Source organism: Hymenobacter qilianensis, assembly GCF_014638675.1.
GTDB lineage: Bacteria > Bacteroidota > Bacteroidia > Cytophagales > Hymenobacteraceae > Hymenobacter > Hymenobacter qilianensis.
In genome coordinates this window covers 152,804-176,931 of sequence record NZ_BMFN01000002.1, presented here as the reverse complement: position 1 = coordinate 176,931, position 24,128 = coordinate 152,804, and the positions used below count along the sequence as shown (strand labels likewise).

General features: G+C 55.2%; 20 protein-coding genes. 9 read left to right on the top strand and 11 right to left on the bottom strand.

The features are described 5' to 3' along the window. Window positions 1-46 precede the first annotated feature (46 nt). The 3 genes from IEW06_RS08640 to fahA all read right to left on the bottom strand — a co-directional run bounded on the left by IEW06_RS08640 (window position 47) and on the right by fahA (window position 3,329). Window positions 47-607, bottom strand: coding sequence for a hypothetical protein (locus tag IEW06_RS08640; protein ID WP_223284561.1), 561 nt, complete (start codon window positions 605-607; stop codon window positions 47-49). 12 nt (window positions 608-619) lie between these two features. Then, window positions 620-1,774 carry a zinc-dependent alcohol dehydrogenase gene (locus IEW06_RS08635; RefSeq protein ID WP_187732178.1) on the bottom strand — a complete coding sequence of 385 codons (1,155 nt, stop codon included), beginning with the start codon at window positions 1,772-1,774 and terminating at the stop codon, window positions 620-622. A 274-nt stretch (window positions 1,775-2,048) separates the two neighbouring features. Further along, window positions 2,049-3,329, bottom strand: coding sequence for a fumarylacetoacetase (gene fahA, locus IEW06_RS08630; RefSeq protein WP_187734337.1), 1,281 nt, complete (start codon window positions 3,327-3,329; stop codon window positions 2,049-2,051). A 912-nt stretch (window positions 3,330-4,241) separates the two neighbouring features. Between fahA and IEW06_RS08625 the strand changes: the two genes are divergently transcribed. Both IEW06_RS08625 and IEW06_RS20700 read left to right on the top strand, forming a co-directional pair. Next, complete coding sequence (locus IEW06_RS08625; RefSeq protein ID WP_187732177.1) at window positions 4,242-5,228, top strand: bestrophin family protein; 987 nt, start codon at window positions 4,242-4,244, stop codon at window positions 5,226-5,228. A 304-nt stretch (window positions 5,229-5,532) separates the two neighbouring features. Continuing rightward, window positions 5,533-5,877: a hypothetical protein gene (locus IEW06_RS20700; protein WP_229743077.1), complete on the top strand. Its 345-nt coding sequence runs from the start codon at window positions 5,533-5,535 to the stop codon at window positions 5,875-5,877. 153 nt (window positions 5,878-6,030) lie between these two features. Here IEW06_RS20700 and IEW06_RS08620 read toward each other — a convergent pair whose 3' ends face one another. From IEW06_RS08620 to IEW06_RS08610, 3 genes are all read right to left on the bottom strand, one after another. After that, a complete protein-coding gene (locus IEW06_RS08620; RefSeq protein WP_188548065.1) occupies window positions 6,031-6,366 on the bottom strand; it encodes a NifU family protein in 336 nt (111 codons plus the stop codon). Window positions 6,367-6,538: 172 nt separating this feature from the next. Then, window positions 6,539-7,642, bottom strand: coding sequence for an Mrp/NBP35 family ATP-binding protein (locus IEW06_RS08615; RefSeq protein ID WP_187732175.1), 1,104 nt, complete (start codon window positions 7,640-7,642; stop codon window positions 6,539-6,541). Between the two features lie 164 nt (window positions 7,643-7,806). Further along, entirely contained in the window at window positions 7,807-8,427 is a 621-nt protein-coding gene (locus tag IEW06_RS08610; RefSeq protein WP_187732174.1) for a hypothetical protein, read from the bottom strand. A gap of 193 nt (window positions 8,428-8,620) precedes the next feature. Here IEW06_RS08610 and dnaG point away from each other — a divergent pair, with 193 nt between their 5' ends. Then, complete coding sequence (dnaG, locus tag IEW06_RS08605; RefSeq protein WP_187732173.1) at window positions 8,621-10,678, top strand: DNA primase; 2,058 nt, start codon at window positions 8,621-8,623, stop codon at window positions 10,676-10,678. A 92-nt stretch (window positions 10,679-10,770) separates the two neighbouring features. Here the strand turns inward: dnaG and IEW06_RS08600 are convergent, their stop codons facing one another. Together IEW06_RS08600 and bfi1 are read right to left on the bottom strand one after the other, a co-directional pair. After that, entirely contained in the window at window positions 10,771-12,231 is a 1,461-nt protein-coding gene (locus IEW06_RS08600; RefSeq protein ID WP_187732172.1) for an IS1182 family transposase, read from the bottom strand. Between the two features lie 111 nt (window positions 12,232-12,342). After that, window positions 12,343-12,738 carry a Bfi1 family immunity protein gene (gene bfi1, locus IEW06_RS21095; RefSeq protein WP_505693274.1) on the bottom strand — a complete coding sequence of 132 codons (396 nt, stop codon included), beginning with the start codon at window positions 12,736-12,738 and terminating at the stop codon, window positions 12,343-12,345. A gap of 469 nt (window positions 12,739-13,207) precedes the next feature. Here bfi1 and IEW06_RS08595 point away from each other — a divergent pair, with 469 nt between their 5' ends. From IEW06_RS08595 to IEW06_RS08570, 6 genes are all read left to right on the top strand, one after another. Continuing rightward, window positions 13,208-14,227, top strand: coding sequence for a potassium channel family protein (locus tag IEW06_RS08595; RefSeq protein ID WP_223284560.1), 1,020 nt, complete (start codon window positions 13,208-13,210; stop codon window positions 14,225-14,227). A gap of 81 nt (window positions 14,228-14,308) precedes the next feature. Then, window positions 14,309-15,520: a glycosyltransferase family 4 protein gene (locus tag IEW06_RS08590; RefSeq protein WP_188548063.1), complete on the top strand. Its 1,212-nt coding sequence runs from the start codon at window positions 14,309-14,311 to the stop codon at window positions 15,518-15,520. A gap of 11 nt (window positions 15,521-15,531) precedes the next feature. Beyond that, on the top strand, window positions 15,532-16,704 hold the full coding sequence (locus IEW06_RS08585; RefSeq protein WP_188548060.1) for a glycosyltransferase: 1,173 nt from the start codon (window positions 15,532-15,534) through the stop codon (window positions 16,702-16,704). Between the two features lie 106 nt (window positions 16,705-16,810). After that, window positions 16,811-17,626 carry a pyrroline-5-carboxylate reductase gene (gene proC, locus IEW06_RS08580; RefSeq protein ID WP_187732167.1) on the top strand — a complete coding sequence of 272 codons (816 nt, stop codon included), beginning with the start codon at window positions 16,811-16,813 and terminating at the stop codon, window positions 17,624-17,626. A 200-nt stretch (window positions 17,627-17,826) separates the two neighbouring features. Beyond that, window positions 17,827-19,071, top strand: coding sequence for a bifunctional 3,4-dihydroxy-2-butanone-4-phosphate synthase/GTP cyclohydrolase II (locus tag IEW06_RS08575; RefSeq protein WP_187732166.1), 1,245 nt, complete (start codon window positions 17,827-17,829; stop codon window positions 19,069-19,071). A 44-nt stretch (window positions 19,072-19,115) separates the two neighbouring features. Then, window positions 19,116-19,934 (top strand): hypothetical protein, encoded by an 819-nt coding sequence (locus IEW06_RS08570; RefSeq protein ID WP_187732165.1) that lies wholly within the window; start codon window positions 19,116-19,118, stop codon window positions 19,932-19,934. Between the two features lie 299 nt (window positions 19,935-20,233). On the opposite strand, the gene IEW06_RS08565 is transcribed toward IEW06_RS08570, so the two are convergent. From IEW06_RS08565 to IEW06_RS08555, 3 genes are all read right to left on the bottom strand, one after another. Next, a complete protein-coding gene (locus tag IEW06_RS08565; RefSeq protein ID WP_188548058.1) occupies window positions 20,234-21,001 on the bottom strand; it encodes an ABC transporter permease in 768 nt (255 codons plus the stop codon). Between the two features lie 53 nt (window positions 21,002-21,054). Continuing rightward, the gene (locus IEW06_RS08560) at window positions 21,055-21,951 is read right to left on the bottom strand and encodes an ABC transporter ATP-binding protein (RefSeq protein WP_188548057.1); all 897 of its coding nucleotides are present in this window, start codon (window positions 21,949-21,951) and stop codon (window positions 21,055-21,057) included. Between the two features lie 218 nt (window positions 21,952-22,169). Beyond that, window positions 22,170-23,912, bottom strand: a complete 1,743-nt coding sequence (locus IEW06_RS08555; protein WP_187732162.1) for a M14 family metallopeptidase — start codon at window positions 23,910-23,912, stop codon at window positions 22,170-22,172. Window positions 23,913-24,128: the final 216 nt, after the last annotated feature.

The following is a 24,128-nucleotide window of genomic DNA, read 5'->3' as shown; positions in this document are numbered from 1 at the left end:
AGCCCCCCAGAACTGCTCTGGGGGGCTTTTTTAGCAACTTGGAATTCTACAACGCGTGCGTTTCAGAATAACCGCGGTAGCCTTTCTTATACCCCTTGATCTTGCGTGAGCCCTTGTTCTTCTTGGAATCGGAACTCAGGAAAATCACCACACCCGCCGTAACCGCCGCAATGGCAGCCATCTTGGTCACGAAGGCGGTGCGGTTGTACTTCCACTCCACGGCATAGCCTTTTTCGGCAAAAATATTCGGGATTGTGCCCTTAGAGAAGTCTTCCAGGATGCCTTCCACCACGTTTACGCGGTCGGCAACCAGCAGGGGCAGCCAGTGGCGATATTCATTTTCGCTGTAGTTGAAGGCGAAGCGCCGGATCATGCCGCTCAGCCCACCGGGCGGCACGGTAGTTCCATAAACGGTCGTTACGCGGGGCCGCTCATTCGACTTCAGCACCTCCGTATCATCATGCTGCATCGGCGTGGGGTGCGAGTGGCTGTCAGGGTCCTGCGACACGTTCATCCGATTTCGCATGGGGTAGGTAGGGTCGTTCTTTGGGTCCGCATCTACACCCCAGCCTTTAATCTGCTTGTAATCCTTTATCGTATTTTCCATGATCAGTCGGCTTTACTTGTTAGCGGATGGGGGAATCATAACAGTCTTGATGCAATTATCCAGCTTCGCGGAGAACATACGGTAGCCGTCGGCTACTTCCTCCAGCGGAATGCGGTGGGTAATAATTGCTTTTGGGTTGAGCGTGCCGTTCATCACATGATCAATCAGGCGCGGCAGCAGGCGCTTCACTGAGGTCTGGTTGCCCCGCATGGTGAGGCCTTTGTTCATCATATTCCCGATGGGCACCAGGTTATCGGTGGGGCCGTACACGCCCACAACCGACACAACGCCGCCTTTCTTCGCGGAGTTGATAGCCCAGTGCAGCGCCGTGGCCGAACCAGCCTGAAGCAATCCTTTACGACCCGTAATGGTCTGCATAGGGTCGCCGGATGCTTCGGCCCCGACGGCGTCAATCACGCAGTCGGCACCCATCCAGTCGGTTATTTTCTTGATAAACAGCACCGGGTCGCCGATCTCATCGAAGTTATACACCTCGCAAGGGGCATAATCACGCACGAATTCTAAGCGGTAGTCAACATTATCGAGCACAATAACACGGCCGGCGCCAAACAGCCACGCACAGCGGGCCGCCATAATACCAACCGGGCCAGCACCAAATACCAGTACTGTATCGCCTTGCTGAATACCCGCCATTTCGGCTGCTTGGTAGCCGGTGGGCACTACGTCCGTGAGCAGCACAGCATCATCCGGGTCCATGCCGGCCGGAATAACCGTTGGGCCTACGTTGGCATAAGGTACGCGAGCATATTCTGCCTGGCCGCCATCAAAGCCGCCAGCCGTATGCGAGTAGCCAAAAATGGCCCCCACGGCCGTTGCCATGGTATTCGATTCGTGGCAGTTGCCAAACATGTTCTGCTTGCAGAAGTGACATTCGCCGCAAGCAATATTAAAGGGTACCAGTACTTGGTCGCCCACCTTAATCTTAGTTACATCGGGGCCAACTTCCTCCACTATCCCTACAAACTCGTGCCCGAAGGTCGAACCCACACGGGTGTCGGGTACGTTGCCGTTGTATAAGTGCAGGTCCGACCCACAGATACAGGTACGGGTTACCCGCACAATCGCATCCTGTGGATGCTTGATTTCGGGCATTGGTTTTTGAACGGCACGGACCCTTTTAGGGCCCCGGTATTCCATAGCTAGCATACGTTGGTGGTTTTGGAGAGTGGTAAATGGGGCGCTGGACCGCCAGGGTTTTTTCAGGAATTGTGCTTGCTGAAAAGTCCTATGTCGGCAGTAGATAGTACTGACCTCGCCGACTAAAGTTGCGCACGCTGGCTTCGCTAAGCGCAAATTCGGTTTTGTTTAATGAAGCCAGATAGCTGGCCGGCAACGCAAAACCCCGCTACGGCAGCCCGCAACGGGGTTTTACTGGGCCAAAGAATCTAAGTAACCCAAGTGGCGGTATCTAACCGTAGAATCAAATGATTGCTGGTAAAATCCTCCCGCTTACTTCCCCAAAACCCACGCGCACGCCGTCTTTCTCTGCGAAGCCACGCATCGTTACCGTGTCGCCATCCAGCAGAAACTTGCGCTCAGATCCATCGGCCAACGGCACCGGGCGAGTGCCCTTCCAGGCCAGTTCCAGCATCGAGCCCAGCGAGTCGGGCGTAGAGCCGCTGATGGTACCGCTGGCGTAGAGGTCGCCTACTTGCAGGTTGCAGCCGTTGCTCGTCTGGTGGGTGAGCTGCTGGGCCATGCTCCAGTACATATGCCGGAAGTTGGTTTGGCTCACCACCGTCTGGGGGGCATTTTCGGGCTGAATGGCTACTTCCAGATTAATGTCAAAGTTGTGCGCATCCAGCTGGCGCAGATACAGCAGCGGCTCCGGCTCCTGCACTGGGCCAGCCGTGCGGAAGGGCTCGAGCGCATCCAGCGTCACGACCCAGGGCGAAATGCTGCTGCCGAAGCTTTTGCCCAGAAATGGCCCCAGCGGTACGTATTCCCACGCCTGAATATCGCGGGCGCTCCAGTCGTTGAACAGCACCAAGCCAAAAATATGCTCTTCGGCGTACTGTATCGGCACCGGGGAGCCTAACTCCGTAGAGCGCCCACTTACAAAGGCTACCTCCAGCTCAAAGTCGAGCTGCTGCGAGGGCCCAAAAGTAGGTGCCTCCGCATCGGGAGCTTTGCGCTGCCCATTAGGCCGACGAATCGGCGTACCCGACACCACAATACTGCTGGCACGCCCATGATAACCAATCGGAATGTGGCGCCAGTTGGGCAGCAAGGCATTATTCGGGTCGCGGAACATGGTGCCCACGTTGGTCGCGTGCTCAATACTGGAGTAGAAATCGGTGTAGTTGTTGGGCTTCACGGGGCGCAGCATTTCCACCTCGCTCTGCCGTAGCAGACAGGCCCGCATCGCTTCTTCCTCGCGCAGAGCCGGATTGTCGTGGCGCAGCAATTCACTTACGCGCTGGCGCACAGCCCGCCAAGTAGGCCGCCCCATGGCAATGAACGCGTTCAACGACCGCCGCCGAAACACCTTCGGCTGAGCCGGCCCCAAGTCCAGATCTTCAAAAAAGCCATACTGACAAACTGCGTACAAATCCAGCACATACTCGCCGATGGCTACACCCAGGCGCGTACCTCGCTCCGGCGTTTCAAACACGCCAAACGGCAGATTCTGAATCGGGAAATCACTGGTGGGCGGAATATCAATCCAGGAGCGGAGGGTGGGGTCGTTGGGGTTGGCCATGGAGCGGATGCTTGGTAGGAGGAGGGGCAAAGGTAGAGCCACTCGCTGAAGGGCGTGCAACCTGAACTGAAGTTTAGGTGAAGCCAGTGAAACCGGCTACCTTGGGCTACACCTCCTACTGTTAAATACCGCTAAGGTTTTGGAAGGATTACCAGTTTCTATCATGCCATTGTAAGTATGACATCCGCTACTCCGTTTATTCTCTTTAGCGGAAATATAGATGTTGATTGAATTTAACACCAGACTAACAATAAGGAAAGTCAATGGAAAATATAATTTACCTTTTTCCTCTATTTTTTATTAGCATATGGATATTTGTTACCTGTATTATTTCCAAATTCGGTTGGAGTGATCTTGTCTTACACTATAAAGCAAATGATGAATTTGTTGGCAAGCGGATAGGATTGATTTCCGCTTCGATAAATAGCGCTAATTATAATAATTCACTTCTACTAAAGTATAACAGTGAGGGCATTTACCTAAAACCCATCTTTTTATTTCATTTGTTTCATGACCCAATACTTATTCCTTGGAAGGATATAAAGGAGGTGCGAGACAAGAAATTTATTTTTTTAACTTTAAAGAGTTGATTATTGGAGACCCTCTTGTTGCTGTAATAAAACTTAACGAAGCAACCTCTCCTAAGATAGAAAGGATATTTTATCACACTACTCAAAATAAAGACTTCAACTGCCGTGAGGTTAGCACCGCGTAACTCGTGACCAGCCATGCCGGGAGGCTGCCGCGCCAGAACTACCACGCCGCCCGGACTTTTCCAGGCGGAGCAGTTTCGGTTTGCCGCTGCTGCGGCAGTGGAGGTACAACCTCCACCTCAAGGCGAGTCACGAGCTACAAACTCGCGCCAGTGGAGGAATTTTAACAAGCGTTAGCTTAAGCCAAAATTGATAAAGGATGTACATAAAACGCTATTACAGTCTGTGGATGACAATTCGGTGGTCGCGAAAATCGCTGCTGTATGGGTTGCTTTATTCCGCAGCGATAATTATTGTGTATGAAACCACGCATATTCCCTTTGCCTTGCCTTGGCAGCCCATTTCGGTCATTGGCATTGCGGTGGCCTTTTTCCTGAGCTTTAAAAACAACAGTTCCTACGATCGAACCTGGGAGGCGAGAAAAATATGGGGGAAAATTATCAATGACAGCCGCACGTTCGCGACGGCCATCCTGACCATGCCGGGGCAAGAGATAAGCAATGAATGGAAGAAAACAACCATCCATCGTCACTTGGCCTGGCTGCTGGCTCTCAAGCATAATATGCGAAAAGGAAGAACCTGGGAGCACAATGAGGCTATTGAAAAGCTGGATTTTACGCCAAACTTCAGAAAGGAGTGCCAGGATGGAATGGAGCCTGAGATAGCGCCCTATTTATCGGCCGAGGAATTTAGCCAGCTCAAAAAGTACACGAACATTCCCAGCCAGATTTTGAAAAACCAAAGCCGCGAAATCGAGCGTTTATTTCACAGCGGGCAATTATCCGATTACAAGCATGTGTGGCTCCATACCCTCATAGGCAGTCTGTATGACGCGCAGGGGATGACGGAGCGCATTAAAAATTTTCCTTTCCCCCGGCAGTATGCCTCCACCGGGCTATGGATTATGTATATTTTTTGTGCGCTTATCCCTTTCGGGCTGCTTGACATATTTGAGCAATCACGCGCTTTACATTACTGGCTTACCATTCCTTTTTCCACGGTCATCATTTGGTTGTATTTTCTGGTGGACAGAATAGGCGACTACTCGGAAAACCCGTTTGAGGCGGCGTATAATGATGTGCCTATTTCTTCCATTGCCCGCACTATAGAAATTGATCTGCGGGAAATGTTGGATGAAGAAAATATACCTGCGCCTTATCCAGTAGAAAATGGCTTTCTGCTATAACCTCCCAACTGGGGCGAGTTTAACGTAGTGTAACTCGTGACCAGTCATGTTGGGAGTCTGCGCCTTCCCCGCTAGAACGACCACGCCGCACGAATTTCTCTAAGCGGCACGGTCAACGTTTGCCGCTGTTGCGGTAGTGGAGGTATAACTTCCACTTTGAAGTTAGGAACGAGCTACAAGCTCGCGCCAGTATTGTCAATAGAAATTAAAGACCATCGATAAATATGAGATTTTTAACTGAAAATAAATAAAAATGGGAATAATAATTCTGCCTTTTTTACTCGGGGGGCTGATAATCTCACTAATGGCTTTAATTGACACTTTTAAGCTTATTATGGATAAAGAAATTGCAATGAGGGAAATTGTGTTCGGACTCCTGATTACAGTCGTGATATTCGGATTTATCTCATTGTCCTACGTTATAGAAGGAAGAGCTTGGGGGTTGAGTCCTGCATTTAGACTTCCTATTTGTATGATTTTTATTCCTTTTGGAATTTACACTGTGGTCAAATCGAGTAATAATGCAAAGACTAAATATTTTTCGCGATTACTTCTAGTAAGTATAGGACTAAGCGGCGTATTGGGTTTAGTATTCAATGAAGTGTTTTTTGACCTAATTGACTATTTAGGAATTGAAAAGTACTATTAATAGATTAAAAAAATTGACATTATTCTCTGACTTTTCCTTGATTTGATTTAGCACAAAGTCTTAAACATAACCTTCCCAAATCCCCCAAACCACTACGCCCCGCTTCCGCCGAAATCGGCAGGAGCGGGGCGTGTTTAGTACAAGCAGTAAAACCTAAAACTGCGGCGTAGGGACGGGGGTGGGGGGCAAAGGGTGACCGGTTTGGCCGGCGGGCTGCTCTTCCATCGGTGTGGCGTTGGTCGCTTCCACCGACCGAATCTCGGGTACCGCTTTCTTCACCGATTCTTCCACGCCGGCTTTCAGCGTCATCGGCGACATGGGGCAGGTACCGCAGGCGCCGAGCAGCTCCAGTTGGAGCACCATATCGTCGGTGATGTTGAGCACGCGCACGTTGCCTCCGTCGGCGGCCAGGTAGGGACGAATAGTGTCCAGGGCCTGCTCGATGCGGGAGAGGAGCGGATGTTCTTCGACGGCAACAGAATGTGTCATGAATCGCAAATTAACGCTGATTTCTATGATTTCGCTGATTACGAATAATCCAGCAACGAGAAATCAGCGGAACAAAAGTAAGGTTTTTAGCTGGTTAAGAACCAACCAAAGACGGAGTTGGGAAGTTCGGCCGTAGCCTGAGTTAGGAGAGAAAACGGCCGAACTGCCTGCCTTAGCGGTTCATTTCGACAACCTGCGTGCGGGGCGTCACGGCGTTGCGGATAGAAATCTGGCGGGCAACTTCTTCGGCTACCTGCTCAAATACAGCTGCGGCGGGCGTGCCTTCCTGGGTAATAGCAGGCGTGCCCTGGTCGCCGGTTTCGCGGATGCTCTGCACCAGCGGAATCTGGCCCAACAGGGGTACTTCGTGCTTTTCAGCCAATTTTTGCCCCCCACCTTCGCCGAAGATGAAGTACTTGCTGTCGGGCAGCTCGGCGGGCGTAAACCACGCCATGTTCTCAATCACGCCCAGCACCGGCACGTTGATCTGGGGCTGGCGGAACATCTGCAAGCCCTTCTGCGCATCGGCCAGCGCTACTTTCTGGGGCGTGGTCACGATGAGGGCGCCTGTCACGGGCACGGTTTGAACCAGCGTCAGGTGAATGTCGGAGGTTCCGGGGGGCATATCGATGAGCAAGTAATCTAACTCACCCCAATCGACCTCCGAGATAAACTGCTTGAGCGCCGACGAAGCCATAGGGCCGCGCCACACAATAGCGTTATCACTGGGGGCCAAAAAACCAATGCTCATCAGCTTGACGCCGAACTTCTCAATGGGCAGAATAAGGTTTTTGCCTTCCGGCGTCTGGAATACGTGGGGGCGATGATCCTCCACGCCAAACATAGTGGGCATGCTCGGGCCGGAAATATCGGCGTCGATCAGGCCTACTTTGGCGCCGGTGCGGGCCAGGGCAATAGCCAGGTTGGCGGTTACGGTGCTTTTGCCCACGCCACCTTTGCCCGAGGCAATGGCGATGATATTTTTTACCCCGCTCAGAATAGCCGAGTTGGCCGCCCGCGCGGTCGTCACGCGGGAAGTGAGGTTCACATTTACCACCGCGTTTTTGTCGACCATGGTATGGATGGCGCGCACGCAGGCGTTGTGAATCAGCTCTTTAAGCGGGCAGGCGGGAGTAGTGAGAATGACGGAGAACGAGACGTTCAGGCCGTCGATGCGCACGTCCTCAATCATGTTGAGCGTCACCAGGTCTTTGCCTAGATCGGGCTCTTCCACGTAGCTGAGGGCACGCAGTACGTCTTCTTGGGTAATAGCCATAAGTTCAGGATTCAGGATGTAAAGATAACCCGGAAATCCTGGCTTGAGTTTAGGCAAGCGGATATTGATTGAAGTACCGCTGAGGTTTGGCCCGGCGCACGAGGGCTGCCAGCAAACCAAGCCGCGCGAGTTGCAATTGGTCGCCAAAAAAGCCCCCCATCCAGTTACTCCCAGATTATTGCCGGCGTAGTCTGCACCACTTCCTTGCCGCTTTCCAGACGGATGCGCAGCTCGAATTGCTGCTGAGCGTTGTCGCGGGGCTTGGGACTGATGCGCAGGCTGACGGGGCCACTTAAATCATCGCCCTTCCACCTGTTAATTGAATCAGGGAGTTGCACCACTGAAAATTCAAGCGTGTCACGCACGTTGCGGTGGTTGCGGCAGCGCGCAAACTGGTTGAGCGACTGCCCGGCGGCTATGCCATTGAAAAGGCCAGTACTGGTGAGCGTAACGTCTATTATCGGATCTTTCACGCCTTTGCTGCCGTAGTCTTCCACGCAAGAGAAGGCTAATGCCTGCTGCGTAAATAGAGGCCTCATGGGCGCGACAGCTACGTAATCATAGCGCAACCACATGCTGGCAAATAACTCTGGCGCGGCTGTGCGCGCCCCACTCGTAAGTGCTGGTACATTAAAGGGCGGCATGTTCGGATTGGGCTCTGATAAATCAAAACTAAACTCTCGCAAGAGAGCGTAGTCGGGTAAGTCACACTTGAAAAAGCAGCTGGTTGGCACCAGTCCTGTGAACACGAGCAGCAATAAACCGATAAATACCCTTCTGAACATATAGATATAGTAAAGACGCTTTAACCTCCAAAGCTCCTTTAAAAGTAAGCAAACTTTCTGGGGGGCAAATCTATACTTAACAGACTCTGGCCAAGGGTGAAACGGCGGCTGGCGGCAGCTATGATTGCCGGGTGAGAGCCCAAGCCGGCGCAGCGTATTACTTCCGGAACGGAGCAGTAGTATCTTTGCCTTCATGGCTCGCATTCCCAAAGAAACGATTGATCAAATTCTGCATATAGCCGACATCGTGGAGGTGGTCGGCGACTTTGTGAGCCTTAAGCGCAAGGGCCAGAATATGTGGGCCTGCTGTCCGTTTCATAACGAAAAGTCGCCCTCGTTTTCGGTGGCGCCGGCCAAGGGGCTCTACAAGTGCTTCGGCTGCGGCAAGGCCGGCGGCGTGGTGCAGTTCATCATGGATATTGAGGGCAGCAGCTACGTGGAGGCCCTCAAGTATCTGGCGAAAAAGTATGGGATTGAGATTCAGGAGGAAGAGAAAACACCGGAGCAGCAGCTTGTTCAGAACGAAAAAGACTCCCAATACATCATTTCCAACTGGGCCAAAGACCACTACCATAAGCTCCTGCTGGAGTCGGAGGAGGGCCAGAGCATCGGGCTGAGCTATTTGCGCCAGCGTGGCCTGAACCAGCAGACCATTCAGACCTTCGAGCTGGGCTACTCCCTTGATTTGTGGGACGACTTGCTGAAAGCGGCCGAAAAAGCCGGCTTTGAGCGGAAGTATCTGGAAAAAACGGGCCTCGCCGTCAAAAAAGAGGGCGAGCAGGGCCAGGACACCGGCCGGCGCTACGACCGGTTTCGGGGCCGCGTCATGTTCCCGATTCATAATGTAGCGGGCCGCACCATTGGCTTCGGAGCGCGCACGCTCAAGGCCAACGACAAGACGGCCAAGTATTTAAACTCGCCCGAGTCGGATATTTACCATAAGTCGGATGTGCTGTACGGCATGTACCAGGCGCGGCAGGCTATTCGGGCCGAGGAAACGTGCTATCTGGTGGAAGGCTACCTTGATGTGCTCAGTCTGCACCAGGGCGGCATCAAGAACGTGGTGGCCTCATCGGGTACCTCGCTCACCGAGAGCCAGATACGCCTTATTGCCCGCTACACCGATAACGTAACGGTGCTCTACGACGGCGACGCGGCCGGCATCCGGGCGTCCTTACGCGGCATCGACCTGATTCTGGAAGGCGGCCTGAACGTGCGCGTGGTGCTCTTCCCCGACGGCGACGACCCCGACAGCTACATCCGCAAAGTAGGCGACCAGCGCTTCCGCGAGCACCTCGAAAACCACAGCAAGGACTTCATCAGCTTCAAAACCGATCTCGTAGCCCGCGAAGCTGCCCAGGACCCGGTGAAGAAAGCCGAAGCCATCCGCGACGTGCTCCAGAGCATTGCCAAAGTGCCCGACCCGATTAAGCGGCAGGTGTTCTTGCAGCAGACCTCAGGCACGTTTGGCATTGATGAGCAGGTGCTTATCACGGAGTACAACAAGCTGGTGAAAGGCGCGGTGGGCAAAAATGGCCCCCAAGGTGCGGGCGCGGCAACTGCGGCGCCGGCTACTTCCTCGGCACCCCGAAACCAGTCGGCACCGACTAGCTTTCGCCCACTCTCGCTGGAGGAGGAAGCCGAGGCAGCCATGTACGGCGCCCCGCCCGACGCATTTGCCCCCCAGACGCTGGATGGAGGCCCGGCCGAGGAGCTGGAGCCCGTGCCCGACGTGCTGCAAGCCTGCGAGCGGGAAATTGTGCGCCTGATTCTGCTGTATGCGCCGCAGCAGTTGGCCAATGAGGTAAGCGTGGCCCAATACCTGTTTGGGCAGCTGGAAGAAAACGTGTTCCTCACGCCGATCTACGCCGATTTGCTGCACCTGTGCCGTACCGAGATGGAGCAGGGTCGCTGGCCCGACGTACGCACCCTCATTCAGCACGGTCGCGGCGATATTCGCCAACTGGTGAGTGACTTAGCTACTGAAAAGTACGAGCTGAGCCCCAACTGGACCACCCACCAAATTTACGTGCCCCGCGAAATTGACTTGCTTCAGCAAGCCTGCGACAACGCTGTGCTGCGCCTCAACAAATGCACCGTGCAGCGCGAACTGGCCACCCGCCTCGACGCCCTGCGCCAGCCCATGAACGAAGCTGACCTGATGGAAACCCTGCACGCTATCAAGCTACTCAAGCAGATGGACAACCAGCTGGGCGGCATGCTGGGCACGGTCATTCCGCGCAGCGGGTAGGCGAGTAGTTTACAAGGTTTATCGAGTTTTTGCTGATGCAGCGCGGGCTCTGGAGTATTACCGTTACTAATGACATTCTCCTTCTGAGTCATTTATTTATCATAATGGCCGTGGCTGTTGCAAAAGTAGAGCAGGAGCCAACGAAAGGGCGCAGGTGCTGGGAGCGCGATTCCCCACCCGCCGGGCTGGCAGGAGCTAGAGCGCAGACACTTCTTCAGGTTATAGGCCATGGCGGCCAGATACATGACTTTCGCGGCCCCGGCTTGGCCTTTCTTGCTGAGGTGGCGCAGGCCATAGTAAGTGATCAAGCTACCCAGGACCGGTTCGACGGTCGCGGAGCGAAGCCGCCGCATGCCTTTGCCGACTCGAGTGGCTAGGCGTTCCAACATGCGCTCGTAGTGGGCTTTGTAGGGCGTATGATGCAGCCGCTTCTCCTTGGCCTTTTTGCCCTTGCACTGCTCGGCTACCGGACAGATCTTGCACTCCCTGGCCTGGGCCATGTAACGTTTCTTCGGGTTACCCTGCGGATCGACAAAGATCTTATTAAACGGTAGTTGTTTGCCCTGACGGCAGGTATAGCTGTCTGTAGCGGCATCGTAGGTAAAGCCCGCGTGCTCGCTTTTATACCCGCCATGGGCCGGAATGTAGCCCGTCAGGCCCCGCACCTCCAACTGCTCGTAGTTCTCCCCCGAGCAATAGCCGGCATCGGCCACAACAATGGTCATTCCCCTCCCAAGGGTGTTCAACCGCTGCTGGGTCGCGTCGACCATGGCGAGCAGATAGCGGCTGTCGCGCCAGTCGGCTAGGTCGGCATGGATGTGGGTGATGACATGCTGCGCCGTATCGACGCTCACACTCGCCGTATAGGCTAAGATGCGGGGTTTACCCGACTTGAAAGCAATCCGTGCCTCGGGATCAGAAGGGCTGTAGTGCGTGAGATTGCTGACGAGTCGCCCCGGTTTGTTGGGCGCGGCTTTGAGGATCGCGGCGTGGAAGCGCTGGATATGCTTTAACCGGTCGGGCGTCGCCGTGATGCGCGGCGCTTGGCCCTCATCATCCCTGGTGGGGCCCGCCTGGGCCGCCCCGCGGGAACGCTTGGGCTGGAGGCGGCTCATCGAGGCATTGGCTTTGATGTAGGCCGAGTCCATGACTTGGGTATGGCCACTGACCAGGCCCTGCTGAATACACAAACCGACAATGTGGGTAAAGCAGGCTTCGAAAACCGATACGGGCAGGCGTTGCCGGGTCCGCGAGACGGTGCTATGCCAGGGCAGCGGCTGCGCCAGGTCATAGCCCAAAAAAGCGCGGATGCCTAGATGCAGTTGGGCCAGCTCCAGGAGCTTCCGATCCGAGGTGATATTTTCTAAGTGCCCGACCAGCAGCAGCTTGACGAACACCACGGGATCGAGCGAGGGCCGCCCGCCCGTGCTGTAAAAAGGGGCGAACAGGGGCCGCACGAAGCTGAAATCGACGGTCCGCAGCAGTTGCTGGTAGAAATGGCGCGCGGGCACCAACTTCATCAGCGAAGTCCGAATGGGGTGAAAGCCGAGCATACGCTACCAACCCCGCACACTCTCAGGAAGTTGACTTTTGCAACAGCCACAGACCTTATACGACCTTAAGGGTGTTTAGAAGGTTAGCCATAATTGACGCTTGATTCTAACCTATCTAAAAATCCAATCATGGTTTCTATAAAAAGCAGCTATAAACAGCAGCCAGACGGTCAGGGCGTAATAAACCAGAAAGACGAGTACTGCTGGGATCCGCCTACTAACTGGAAACCGGTCATACTTAGCAAGGATCTTTTCATACCTCTTATTCAGCAGGTAATAGGCTATCGTGCCCAGAACTATAACCGCTGAAAAGAGCCATTTATATTCCGGTCGGAACCAGGGACTGGCATCCCAATCTAGGAGGCGCTCCAGTACGAACGTCACGGAAAGCGCATTCATAAAGACGCACGTGGCCACGGGACTGCAGCCTCCTAGTGCGGGAACACCCGCCCAACTATTCGAGCGGATAGCCGCCTGGTAGCTGGTATAAAATAAGAAGCCGTACACCTAGTTAAATGGATTGAATAGTAAGTATCATTAGTCTTGTCCTATCGCCGTCTGGCTAGAAGGCGTCCACATAGGGCTGGTAGTAGTGAAAAATGACTTAGCCATTCACAATTTACCAACCAAAAAAGGACAGGCCTTCTCCTTTTTCTACCTTCTCGTCCTTGAATTTAACGAAGAAGAGTGCTCGCCTTACTTCCCTTGTTTATTCGCGGAAAATTCGCTTAACGTAATGCTAGTTATACCCAGCGTCTCAATTTAACAATAGTTGCAAACTCATTAAAGCCACACTCAAAAATAGAAAGCTACCAGTTTTATTCTTGCTGTAAGTCATCTGCTGGAACGAAAGCATACATACACTCTCCGCGTAGGTCGATACTGGAGAAGCCCAATTACGAACAACTACCGAAGGGCATCGGAAGCACTTGGTCGGCGGGGCGTTCTGTGTAGCTTTGCGGACTTATTATTGTGCATGTGGAAGCGTCTTAACCTGAACCGATTACTGTTCGCCTTGCTGCTGACAGTTATCAGCTTGGGTACCGGCATTATCGGCTTCATTGCCATCGAGGGGTATAGCTTGCTCGATGCCCTCTATATGACGATGATCACCGTATCAACGGTTGGTTATGGCGAAGTGCATCCCTTGTCATCGGCCGGGCGGCTATTTGTTTCGATTTACATATTCTTCAACCTGCTGGTTGTTGCCTACCTTTTGTCGGTGCTCACCACCTACATTTTCGAGGGTGGGTTGCTCAATGCCTTTGCTATGTTTCGTTCCGACCAGGAGATTAGTCATTTAGAAGGCCATGTAATTGTGTGTGGATTCGGCCGCAATGGGAGCAAGGCATATGATGAGTTGAGGGCCAGCGGTACGCAAGTAGTTATAATTGAGCTCGATGAAGTGCTACTTAAAACGGCTGCCGAAATTAGCAAAACAACCCTGCTATCCGTCTTAGGCGACGCTACCGACGACAATACGCTCCGCGCCGCTGGCGTAGACCGCGCTCGGGCTCTCATTACGGCCCTTCCCAAAGACACCGATAATGTATTTGTGGCTCTTACGGCCCGTGAACTGAACCCAAACATTCGCATTATTGCCCGGGCCAGTGCCAAAACCAGTGAGCGGAAGCTGTTGCGCGCCGGCGCCAACTCGGTCGTCATGCCTGATGAGATAGGGGGCTCGCATATGGCCAATCTTGTGATTCGCCCCGAAGTCATTCGGTTTCTGGACATGATTTCGGGCTTGGGGCCTAATAAGCTGCGTTTGGAAGAGCTGCGTCTGGAAGACCTTAAGCCAGAATGGCACGCCCGTAGCATCCGAGAGCTGGACATTTTTGCCCAGACGGGTGCTACGGTTATCGGGCTCAAACACCGCAATGACAAGATGGAAGTAAGCCCCAACCCCGACATCGTGCCCACGCTGGGTGATGTGCTGCTGGTTTTGGGTACAGATGAGCAGGTGTACGAGCTTATTCGCCTGTTTCGGGCCTAAGCCACCTGCCAGCTTGGCCGCCTGTGGGTTCTTTGTAGCTTTGCGACTTCTGATTAATATATAATTTTCATAATACTTCCTGTGCATATCCTGCAGCTTTGTCCGCGCGTGCCGTTTCCGCCTCATGATGGAGGCGCTATTGCCATGTACGACGTAGCTGCTGGCCTGGCCCGGGCCGGACATCAGGTAACGGTGCTGGCCGCCAACACGCCTAAGCACCAACAGTCTGCGGAAGTATTAAGCCACCTGCCCCGCGTGCGCCTGCTCACAGTACCCGTTGATACGCGTCTGAACCCCGTGAAAGCGCTGAAAAACCTATTTCTGGGCAACCTGCCTTACAATGTGGAGCGCTTTGTAAGCCAGCAGATGGTAGCGGAGCTAACACAGCTGCTCCGCACAGAACGCTTCGACGTGGTGCAGGTAGAAGGCACTTTTGTAGCCTGGTACGTGGATGTTATCCGGGCCGAAGCCCCCAACCTGCCGGTGGTGCTACGCGCTCATAATGTGGAGCATACCATCTGGAAGATGCTGGCTGAGCGGGAGCGCAATCCTATTAAAGCCGTGTATCTGCACCATTTGGCCAATGGGCTGAAGCGCTTCGAGGAAAAGTATCTGCCGCGCTTTAATGCCGTGGCCGCTATTACGGCTCCTGACCAGCGCCGCCTCCGGGCCATGGGCTGCCCTGAGCCGGTTGTGTTCGTGCCGGCCGGCGTAGATTTGAGTCGGTTTCAGATTGATTCCGCGATTCAGCCCAAACCCAAAACCCTGTTTATGATTGGCTCGCTGAACTGGCTGCCCAATCTGGAAGGGTTCGACTGGTTTCTGACCAATGTGTGGCCCTACGTGCACGAGCGAATGCCGGAGCTGGAGCTACATATTGCCGGCAAGGATACACCCGAGCGCATCATGCGGCTAAAGGGCGGCAACGTGTTTGTGCATGGCTTTGTGGAGTCGGCAGCGGAGTTTATGCAGCGCTACGAAATCATGATTGTGCCCTTGCTGAGCGGCGGCGGCATGCGCATCAAGATTATTGAGGGCATGGCGTTGGCGAAGTGTATAATCAGTACCGGCCTGGGTTCTGAAGGTATCAGCGTGCGCAACGACCACGATATTGTGCTCTGTGATGAGCCCAGCGAGTGGATCAACCGTATCGAGAGCTATTACAAGGGCGAGCTGAATCAGGTCAAAATTGGGCAGGCCGCCCGCCAAACCATCCTGAGCACGTATGATAATCTTCAGGTAGTAAACCACTTTGTAGACTTGTATCGCAGCTTGGCTGCCTCCGGCGTCTAAATTTGCCCCCCATGAAGCTGCTCGTCCTGCTGTCCCGGTTTCCCTACCCGCTTGACAAGGGCGACAAGCTGCGTGCCTTCCACCAGCTCCGCTACCTGGCTCAGCGCCATGAGATTTGCCTGTTTGCCCTCACCGATGAGCCCGCATCGGCGTCGGCGCTGGCAGCCGTAACGCCGCTTTGCGCCGGTGGGCTGCACGTTCACCACCTGCGCCGGCCTCGCATCGGTCTGAACATGACCCGCGCCCTGGCCAGTGGGCTGCCATTGCAGGTGGGCTACTTTCACAATGCTGCCGCCCAGCGCCACCTCAATCAGCTAATCACCCAGTTTCAGCCCGACCACGCCTACTGCCAGCTGATACGTATGGCCGAATACCTGCGCCCCCACACGCAGCGCCTGCCCTGCACCCTCGATTATATGGATGTGTTTTCGGCTGGTATGCTGCGCCGGGCCGAAAAAGCCCCCCAGTGGCAGCGGCCGGTGTTTCAGCTTGAAGCCCAGCGCTTGCGTACCTACGAGGCGGCGGCGTTTGAGTGGTTTCGCCATCACACCATCATTTCCGACCAAGACCGCCAACTCATCGACCACCCACGGCGGGCCGAGATTGAGGTGGTGCTGAACGGAATCGATACCAGCTATTTTCGGCCCGTGCAAAGCAAAAAAGAATACGAGATTCTGTTTTGCGGCAACATGAACTACCATCCGAACGTGGATGCTGCCGTGTTTTTGGCCGAGGAAATTCTGCCCCTCGTTCGCCAAAGCCACCCGAAAGCTCGCCTGCTGATTGCGGGCACCACCCCAGCGGCGCGGGTGCAGGCACTGGCCTCACTGGCCGTTACGGTCAGCGGCTGGCTCTCCGACATTCGGGAGGCGTATGCGGCGGCCGGCGTTTTTGTGGCGCCCATGCGCGTGGGCACGGGCCTGCAAAACAAACTGCTCGAAGCTATGGCCATGCGCTTGCCCTGCGTGACTACGCCGCTGGCAAACAATGCCTTACGCGGTACGGTAGGAGAGCATTTGCTGGTTGGTCAAACGGCGGCGGAGCTGGCCGCGCACATCAGCGACCTGCTCACGAAGACCGAACGGGCAAAAGTATTGGCTCAACGGGGCCTGGAGTTCGTGCGCGACAACTATAACTGGGCCACGGCTACCAGCCGATTGGAGCGCCTGTTGGAAAAGCGCTAGGATAAGCACATCGCATTCCTGAATTTAGTTGTAACAGCAACGGGGACTGCCGGCAAAGTTGCTGATTGGCATGACGCCAGAATAAGCTTCTAATCACTTCAACCTCATGAACACGAACTTACGCATTGCCATTCTGGGCTGCGGCAACATGGGGCAGGCTTTTGCAAAAGCGTTTCTGCAATACAACCTCGTGGCCCGCACCGATATGCTCCTGCTGGGCCGCGACGACGCGCATTGCGCGCGCCTGAATGCCACCCAACTGGGGATGCCAACTGCCTTGCTGTCGGCCGAAGTGGGCAGCTACGATGTGGTAATGGTAGCGGTGAAGCCCCAGGATTTTGGTCGGGTAGCCGATGGGCTGCGTCAGGTGCTGCAACCCGAGCAGGTGGTAGTATCCATCATGGCCGGCATCCCGATTGCGCGCTTGCAGCGGGAGCTGAATCACCGGCAGGTGCTGCGAGCCATGCCCAATACGCCGGCCTTGCTGGGAATGGGAATTACGGGGTTTTCGGCCTCTGCCGAGGTAAGCCGCAGCCGGTTGCATCAGGTCGAAAACCTGCTCAACGCCACGGGTCGCTCTATTTTTATGGAAGATGAGAGCTTGCTCGATGCCGTTACGGCCGTGAGTGGCAGCGGGCCAGCCTACTTCTACTATATCGTGCAGGCCATGATGCGGGCCGGGCAGGAAATGGGTTTCTCAGAATCGGTGGCGGGGCTGCTGGTGAAGCAGACCATGCTGGGGGCCTTTCATTTGCTGAACAACTCCGACCAAAGCATCGACCAGCTTATTGCCAACGTGGCCTCCAAAGGCGGGACTACGGAGGCGGCGCTGCGCACGTTCCGGGCGGGCCACCTGGCCGAAACGCTGGTGGATGGCATAAAGGCAGCGCAACAGCGTGCCACTGAGCTGGCAAAAGAATAAACCAGCATAAGTGAGTGAACGCGCAGCTTTCCTCCTTACCCAGGAGGAGCGTTGCTCGTTCGCCCATTTCCTCCCGGAGCCCCATAACTTCAAGCCCCGTAACTTCGTGCTGCCGTTGGCGGTTATTACACCAGCTTTGCCGATGGTTTCTCTGAAAAGCCGACCGCCGCAACATCCTTTAAACTGCATCACCTACGTTCATGCTTAATTCAATAGAAGACGCCATTGCCGATATCCGCGCCGGCAAAGTAGTTATCGTGGTCGACGACGAAGACCGCGAAAACGAAGGCGACTTTATCTGTGCTGCCCGCTGCGCCACGCCCGAAATCGTAAATTTTATGGCCACCCACGGCCGCGGCCTGGTGTGCGCGCCCCTTACCGAAGACCGCTGCGAGGAGCTGGGTCTGGAGCTGATGGTCGGGCGCAATACGGCCCTGCACGCTACGCCTTTTACCGTATCGGTTGACTTGCTCACCCACGGCGTCACGACGGGTATTTCCGCTTCTGACCGCTCCAAGACCATTCTGGCCCTGATTGACCCCACTACCAAGCCGGAAGAGCTAGGTAAGCCGGGGCATATTTTTCCGCTTAAGGCCCGCAAAGAAGGCGTATTGCGCCGCGCCGGACACACGGAGGCGGCGGTAGACTTAGCGCGTCTGGCGGGGTTTGAGCCGGCTGGGGTGCTGGTGGAGATTCTGAAGGAAGATGGCGAAATGGCCCGTCTGCCCGATTTGGAGGAAGTGGCTCGGCGCTGGGATCTGAAGCTGATTTCGGTGCAGGATCTGATCAAGTATCGATTGGCCAAGGAAAGCCTGATTACCCGCGATATCACCGTCAAATTACCCACTCAGTGGGGCGATTTCGACCTGTATGCCTTTACTCAGCGCTCCAACGGGGCTCATCACCTGGCTTTGGTAAAAGGCGACTTAGCCGGCGCGGAGCCACCGCTGGTACGGGTGCATTCTTCCTGCGTAACCGGCGATATTTTCGGCTCGTGCCGCTGCGACTGTGGCCCTCAATTGCACCACGCCATGGAGCAGATCGACAAGGCCGGCCGTGGCGTAGTAGTGTATATGAATCAGGAAGGTCGTGGAATTGGGCTGCTCAATAAACTGCGCGCCTACAAGCTACAGGAGCAGGGGCGCGATACGGTGGAAGCCAACGTGGAACTGGGTTTTGGCATGGATGAGCGCGACTACGGCGTAGGCGCCTCCATTCTGCGTGACCTGGGAATCAGCAAGATGCGCCTGCTGACTAATAACCCGCGCAAGCGTACCGGCCTGATGGGATACGGACTGGAAATTGTAGAAACCGTAGCCATCGAAATTGAACCCAACCAACACAACCAGAGTTATTTGACTACTAAGCGCGATAAGCTCGGTCATATGATTCTGAGTAAGCCGCACCCCGGTAAAACGACGGTAGAAGCCGAAAAAGAATTATAGCCTGAAGGCCGAAAAACGCGTTTTTTGGCTATATTACTCTGGCTATGAAAATCCTGCGTTCCGTTTTGAGTGCCGGCGCGGCCGCCCTGGTGCTTAGCTTGCTTCCGACTTCGGCTGCCCTGGCGCAGCGCAGCAATTTCGTGCAGGAGTTTGCGGGCAGCACCATTCTGCTGGCCAACGGCGATACGCTGGAAGGGCCGCTTGTGCTGCACCGCAACGAGGACGTGGTGCGCATGACCATGCCCAATAATACCATAAATACGCTTTCGGCGGTGGCGGTGCAGAGCTTTGCGGTGAAAGGCGAGCAGTTTGACCGGCGCCGCGACGCTTATTACTACGACGACTTTTATGATGCGCGCCGGGGCTACTACTACGGTAGTCCCGCGTTCTTCAACGGGCCCTTGCCCAAGCGTCGGGAGCGGCCCGATACGAGCCTGGTTCGCGTATTCCGGACCTACCGCTGGAACCGCGACAACGATTACAGCGACTACAAATCGCCGGCGTTTTTTGAGCAGCTGAGCAGCGGGCCCACAGTGTTGCTGCGCCGCGAAGCTCTTATCGAGCGGCCTGTGTATGCCGCTGGTCCTTATGGTTATGGGGGCGGCTTTGGTGGGTATCCGGCTGGGCCTTCGCGCTATGCGGGCTCGTACTCGGAGATAAAGGACAATTTCTACCTGGGTACACCAACAGGCAATATTATTCCGCTGCGCAATCCGAAGAAGGATCTGTTGGCCGCCTTCCCGCAGCAGGCCCGGCAGATCGAGAAGTACGCGAAGCAGAACAACCTGAACTTCACTATTGCCCGCGAGTTGGCCTTCATCGTGAATTATGCTAATTCGCTGACGGAGGAAAAGCAGCCTTAGTCGTACGGTTTCAATAGTCAGCATTAAAAAAGCCCCCCAGACGAGTGTCCTCACCCCCCGACCCCCTCTCCCAAAAAGAGGGGGAGCCTCACGCTCGGCCTACGCCGTACCTGGAGCGAGAGCGGAAGGTGCGGTTACTGAGTATAATGTTTAGAAGGTATAAAAAAGCCCCCCAGAAAATATCTGGGGGGCTTTTTTATGCTAATCTGAGCCTATAGAACTAGTAGCCATACCTGAAGCGGAAGTGGAAGGTGCGGCGGGGGCCTCACTCCCCCGCCAGGAGTCTTAATGAGCAAAATCTACAAGTCCCGATAGCGCACCAGTAGGTAGCTCAGCAGCCAGAATACACCAGCGTAAGCCAGCGTCAGCGGGAGAGCTTGGGTGGCGGTGAGGGCGCTGGTGGGGCCGGTCATGGTTTCGAGGATGGCCTGCGACGGGTTGGGCGTGAGGCTGGAAAATACTTTGGTGGGGAAATAGCGGTCAATCTGGTCGTCGACGGGAAGCCGCAGCAGGGGCTCAATTACCCAGGAATACAGCAGGAAAAGCAGAATGGCTGGTCCGCTCTTGCGAATCAGGAAGCCAAACAGGGCAGCCAGACTGAGGTAGCCCAGGGCCTGCACGCCGTAGCGAAGCAGGGCGTCGAACAGGCCTTCTGCGGGGGAAGTACTGGACTCGCCGGCATGCGTAAGCCCGAAGTAAAGCCCGACCAACAGCACTACAAGCATCCCAAACAGCGTAAGCAGGCCCGATACAGCCAGTTTTCCCTGAATCAGTCCGGCCGGCGATAAGCCATCGATGAGCTGTTGGCGGAAGGTGCGAAACTGGAATTCGTCGGTGATGAGAATGACGAGCAGAATGCCCAGCAGCAGATGAAAATAGCTGGCGACGTATGCCAGCTTGGTCCACAAGCCCGGAAATGCATACAGGGTGTTGCCTACGGTCTGGCCATTGATGGTTATGTTGCCGCCCACCGACACGAAGAAAGCCAGCAGACCTACAAAGAGCGCCAGCACAATCCAGACCGTGCGGTAGGGCAGGAGCTTGCGGAGTTCAGTACGTACGAGCATGGGGCAATAGTAAGAAAATGAGGCTGTTGAGAAAGAAATAAGGAGGATAGGCGCTATTTAGTGAGCTCCAGAAACTGCGTTTCGAGGCTGCGGTGCCTGATTTCCAGACTATTGAGCACCAAGCCTTGCAGGAAAAGAGCCTGGTTCAGCTCGGCGGGCTGATAGCCAGTGCCCAGCACTGCGCTGAACGCGCCGCCCGGCTCGGGCCGTACATCGGTGACCCAGGAAAAGCCCCCCAGCGCCTCCAGTAGCGCCGCCGGCGCAGCATTTGGCGCCAGACGCAACACAACTCGGTCGGCAACGGCCAGTATGTCGCTGACGGGCCCCGCTGCCCGCAGCTCGCCACGCTGAAGCACGGCCACGTGGGTACAAACCTTCTCAATCTCATCAAGCAGATGACTGGCCAGAATGATCGTCTTTCCTTCGGCCGCTAAGCGCAACACCAAAGCACGCACTTCGGCAATGCCCTGAGGGTCAAGGCCATTGGTGGGCTCATCCAGCACCAGAACCTCCGGGCGACCCAGTAGGGTAGAAGCCAGCGCCAGCCGTTGTTTCATGCCCAGGGAGAAGCCCCGAAACGCATCGTGCTGGCGGGCCGCCAGGCCCGTTATTTCTAGCGCTTCCGCGATGGTGGCGGGGTCGGCACCCTTCACCTCGGCGGCAATCTGGAGGTTTTGGCGGGCGGAGAGGTAAGGGAAAAAGTTGGGAGTTTCCAGCAAAGCCCCCACCCGACGCTTGCTGGCACTTGAAATTTGCCCCCCAAACCAGCGTACGGTGCCCCCCGATGGTTGCAGCACCCCCAGCGCAATGCCGAGTGTGGTAGTTTTTCCGCTGCCATTCGGCCCCAACAGCCCGTATACGCTGCCTGCCTCCACCGTGAGGTTCAGGCCCTTAAGCGCCTGCGTACTGCCATAGTTTTTGGAGAGGTTCTCAATTTCAAGGATGGGCATGTATGGGTATTAGAATGGTGGTAAAAGGCTTAAAACTTTACTGAAAGCTCCGTTGAACATTTACAATTTTCATGCAGAGCATGTGGCGCATCAAGCCAGGGACGAAGCATCTCGCGTGCGGACGAGAGGTTAGTAATCCTACTACCGCGAGCGAGGTGCTTCGGCTTCGCCTCTGCATGACAATTGTGGAATTGTATACCACATTAGAGATAAATGCCTTATTCTACCGGCAATTTGCCCCCCAGCCAGCGGGCTACGGGGTAGCGCTGGTATGATTTCTCATAATGCGGAGAGCGGCGGTAGATGAAGTCGAGCTGGGCGCTGGCGCTTTTGGCAAAAGTCGGATCTTCTTTCCTGCGGGCTTCGAGCTGCTGGCGCAGTTGCGGGTCGCGGCGGAGTAGCTCGGCGGCTAGGTCTTCGAATACATAGTCGGAAAAGTGCTCTTTCTGCTGCAGAATGCTGTCGAAAAAGCCCCAGTTAAAGAATGAGTCCGTAGCCTGAGGCTCCAGGGTTTCGACAAGGTAGCGCGCCGCCGCCTGATCAACTACGGCCACATAATCGCCCTTTCGGAAGGCTAACGCTTGCTGCTCAGGACGCAGCTTCACCTGTGAGTGCAAGTAATGGCCTTCGTAGGGCCGCGGCGAGGTTTTGTAGTCTTCCACGTAGTACACTTCTGTTGTGAGAGTGGTGTCGCGGCGAAGGCGCTGAAGCTGCACACCACTCAGGCGCAGACGTTCCAGCACTTCGCCCCAGGCCTGCGGAATAAGGTAGGCAACGGGGCGGTGCACGGTGGTAGTGGGGCGGTAGGTATGGTAGTAGTTGACGGGCCGCGTAAAAGGCGCTTTGCGGTCGTAGTACAGGCGCGGCTGCCCGCTTACTTCGCTGGTTTTGGTGCGGCCTTCGTAGCCCCGGAAGCTGAACTTATCTACCTGCATCGTGTCGAGCTGCCAAGTAAGAGGGAAGTCGGTTTGGGTGCGCGTTTGCTGATCGGCGGTGGTGCGGGCCTGCTTAATCTGGGCTGCATCCTGGTGCACCGTACGAATCAGAAGATCCAGAAAATCGTAGGTGACGCGCACGCGGGGGGCAAATTCCTTGAGCATATGCGTCTCCGTTACAAAGCCCAGCGTATTGAATAATGTCGTGTAGCCGGTGGAGTAGCGCGGCGTTTCCAGGAAGCCGCGTAGGCCGCTTTCGGGCGTGCGGCCCTCAAAGTCGACGTAGGGCGTGAGGGGCCATTTCTTCTTTTCCATACCCGCGTACAAAGCCGGCAGTAGCCGCTGCTGCATGTACTGGCTCATGGCCGGATGCAGCTTGTCGCGCTGGGTATCGATCAGGGTCATCGTGTACTGATAATCAGCACCATTTGAGGTGTGCGTATCAACAAATACTTCCGGTTGCCAGCGCTGGAAAAGCTGGGCAAAGCTGCGGGCATTTCGCGAGTCCTGCTTGATGTAGTCGCGGTTCAGATCGAGGTTGCGGGCGTTGCCGCGGAAGCCATATTCCTGGGGGCCATTTTGGTTGGCGCGCGTAGTGCTGTTGCGGTTCAGGGCGCCATCTACATTGTAAATGGGAATAAGTACTAATGTTACATTTTCAAGTTGGCGCCTCAGCTCCTTCTTCTGCACGTAGTCGCGCACGAGCATCATGCTGGCGTCGATGCCTTCGGGCTCGCCGGGGTGAATGCCGTTTTGGATAAAGACCACGCGCCGGTTTTTGGCCCGCACCGAAGCCGGGTCCGCGTCACCATCCAGCGACACGACTACCTCGTGCAAAGGCTGCCCAATATCGGTGGTGCCGGCCTCACGCAAGGTGATTTCGGGGTAGGCCGCGTCGAGCCGTTTGTAGTAGTCGATGCACTCGGTGTGGGTGGCGGTGGTATTGCCGTTGCCTTTCTCGAAGGGTGTGCGCCAGTCGGTAGGTGCGGTGAAAAGCAGGGAGGCAGAGAGGAGAAATGCGAGCATGCAGCAGCGAAGAATTTTCTGCAATCAACGCTAAAAAAAGAAAACCCCAACGCTGACAATACTAGAGGCGGTTGGCATTGAGTTATTCTACCTTTCCTTTATATGCGCGTCAGCTACAAAACAGGATACCTAAACAGTGAGCAGAGTCGTCGGTTGATAGAGTTTGCGACACGGCTCAGCAGATCGTTAAAAGCGAAACAGGCCTGACTCATGAGC

Bases quoted from the DNA above. Each gene is read 5' to 3' on its own strand.
- IEW06_RS08640 (WP_223284561.1), bottom strand. From the start codon at position 607: ATGGAAAATACGATAAAGGATTACAAGCAGATTAAAGGCTGGGGTGTA.
- IEW06_RS08635 (WP_187732178.1), bottom strand. From the start codon at position 1,774: ATGCTAGCTATGGAATACCGGGGCCCTAAAAGGGTCCGTGCCGTTCAA.
- fahA (WP_187734337.1), bottom strand. From the start codon at position 3,329: ATGGCCAACCCCAACGACCCCACCCTCCGCTCCTGGATTGATATTCCG.
- IEW06_RS08625 (WP_187732177.1), top strand. From the start codon at position 4,242: ATGTACATAAAACGCTATTACAGTCTGTGGATGACAATTCGGTGGTCG.
- IEW06_RS20700 (WP_229743077.1), top strand. From the start codon at position 5,533: ATGGCTTTAATTGACACTTTTAAGCTTATTATGGATAAAGAAATTGCA.
- IEW06_RS08620 (WP_188548065.1), bottom strand. From the start codon at position 6,366: ATGACACATTCTGTTGCCGTCGAAGAACATCCGCTCCTCTCCCGCATC.
- IEW06_RS08615 (WP_187732175.1), bottom strand. From the start codon at position 7,642: ATGGCTATTACCCAAGAAGACGTACTGCGTGCCCTCAGCTACGTGGAA.
- IEW06_RS08610 (WP_187732174.1), bottom strand. From the start codon at position 8,427: ATGTTCAGAAGGGTATTTATCGGTTTATTGCTGCTCGTGTTCACAGGA.
- dnaG (WP_187732173.1), top strand. From the start codon at position 8,621: ATGGCTCGCATTCCCAAAGAAACGATTGATCAAATTCTGCATATAGCC.
- IEW06_RS08600 (WP_187732172.1), bottom strand. From the start codon at position 12,231: ATGCTCGGCTTTCACCCCATTCGGACTTCGCTGATGAAGTTGGTGCCC.
- IEW06_RS08595 (WP_223284560.1), top strand. From the start codon at position 13,208: ATGTGGAAGCGTCTTAACCTGAACCGATTACTGTTCGCCTTGCTGCTG.
- IEW06_RS08585 (WP_188548060.1), top strand. From the start codon at position 15,532: ATGAAGCTGCTCGTCCTGCTGTCCCGGTTTCCCTACCCGCTTGACAAG.
- proC (WP_187732167.1), top strand. From the start codon at position 16,811: ATGAACACGAACTTACGCATTGCCATTCTGGGCTGCGGCAACATGGGG.
- IEW06_RS08575 (WP_187732166.1), top strand. From the start codon at position 17,827: ATGCTTAATTCAATAGAAGACGCCATTGCCGATATCCGCGCCGGCAAA.
- IEW06_RS08570 (WP_187732165.1), top strand. From the start codon at position 19,116: ATGAAAATCCTGCGTTCCGTTTTGAGTGCCGGCGCGGCCGCCCTGGTG.
- IEW06_RS08565 (WP_188548058.1), bottom strand. From the start codon at position 21,001: ATGCTCGTACGTACTGAACTCCGCAAGCTCCTGCCCTACCGCACGGTC.
- IEW06_RS08560 (WP_188548057.1), bottom strand. From the start codon at position 21,951: ATGCCCATCCTTGAAATTGAGAACCTCTCCAAAAACTATGGCAGTACG.
- IEW06_RS08555 (WP_187732162.1), bottom strand. From the start codon at position 23,912: ATGCTCGCATTTCTCCTCTCTGCCTCCCTGCTTTTCACCGCACCTACC.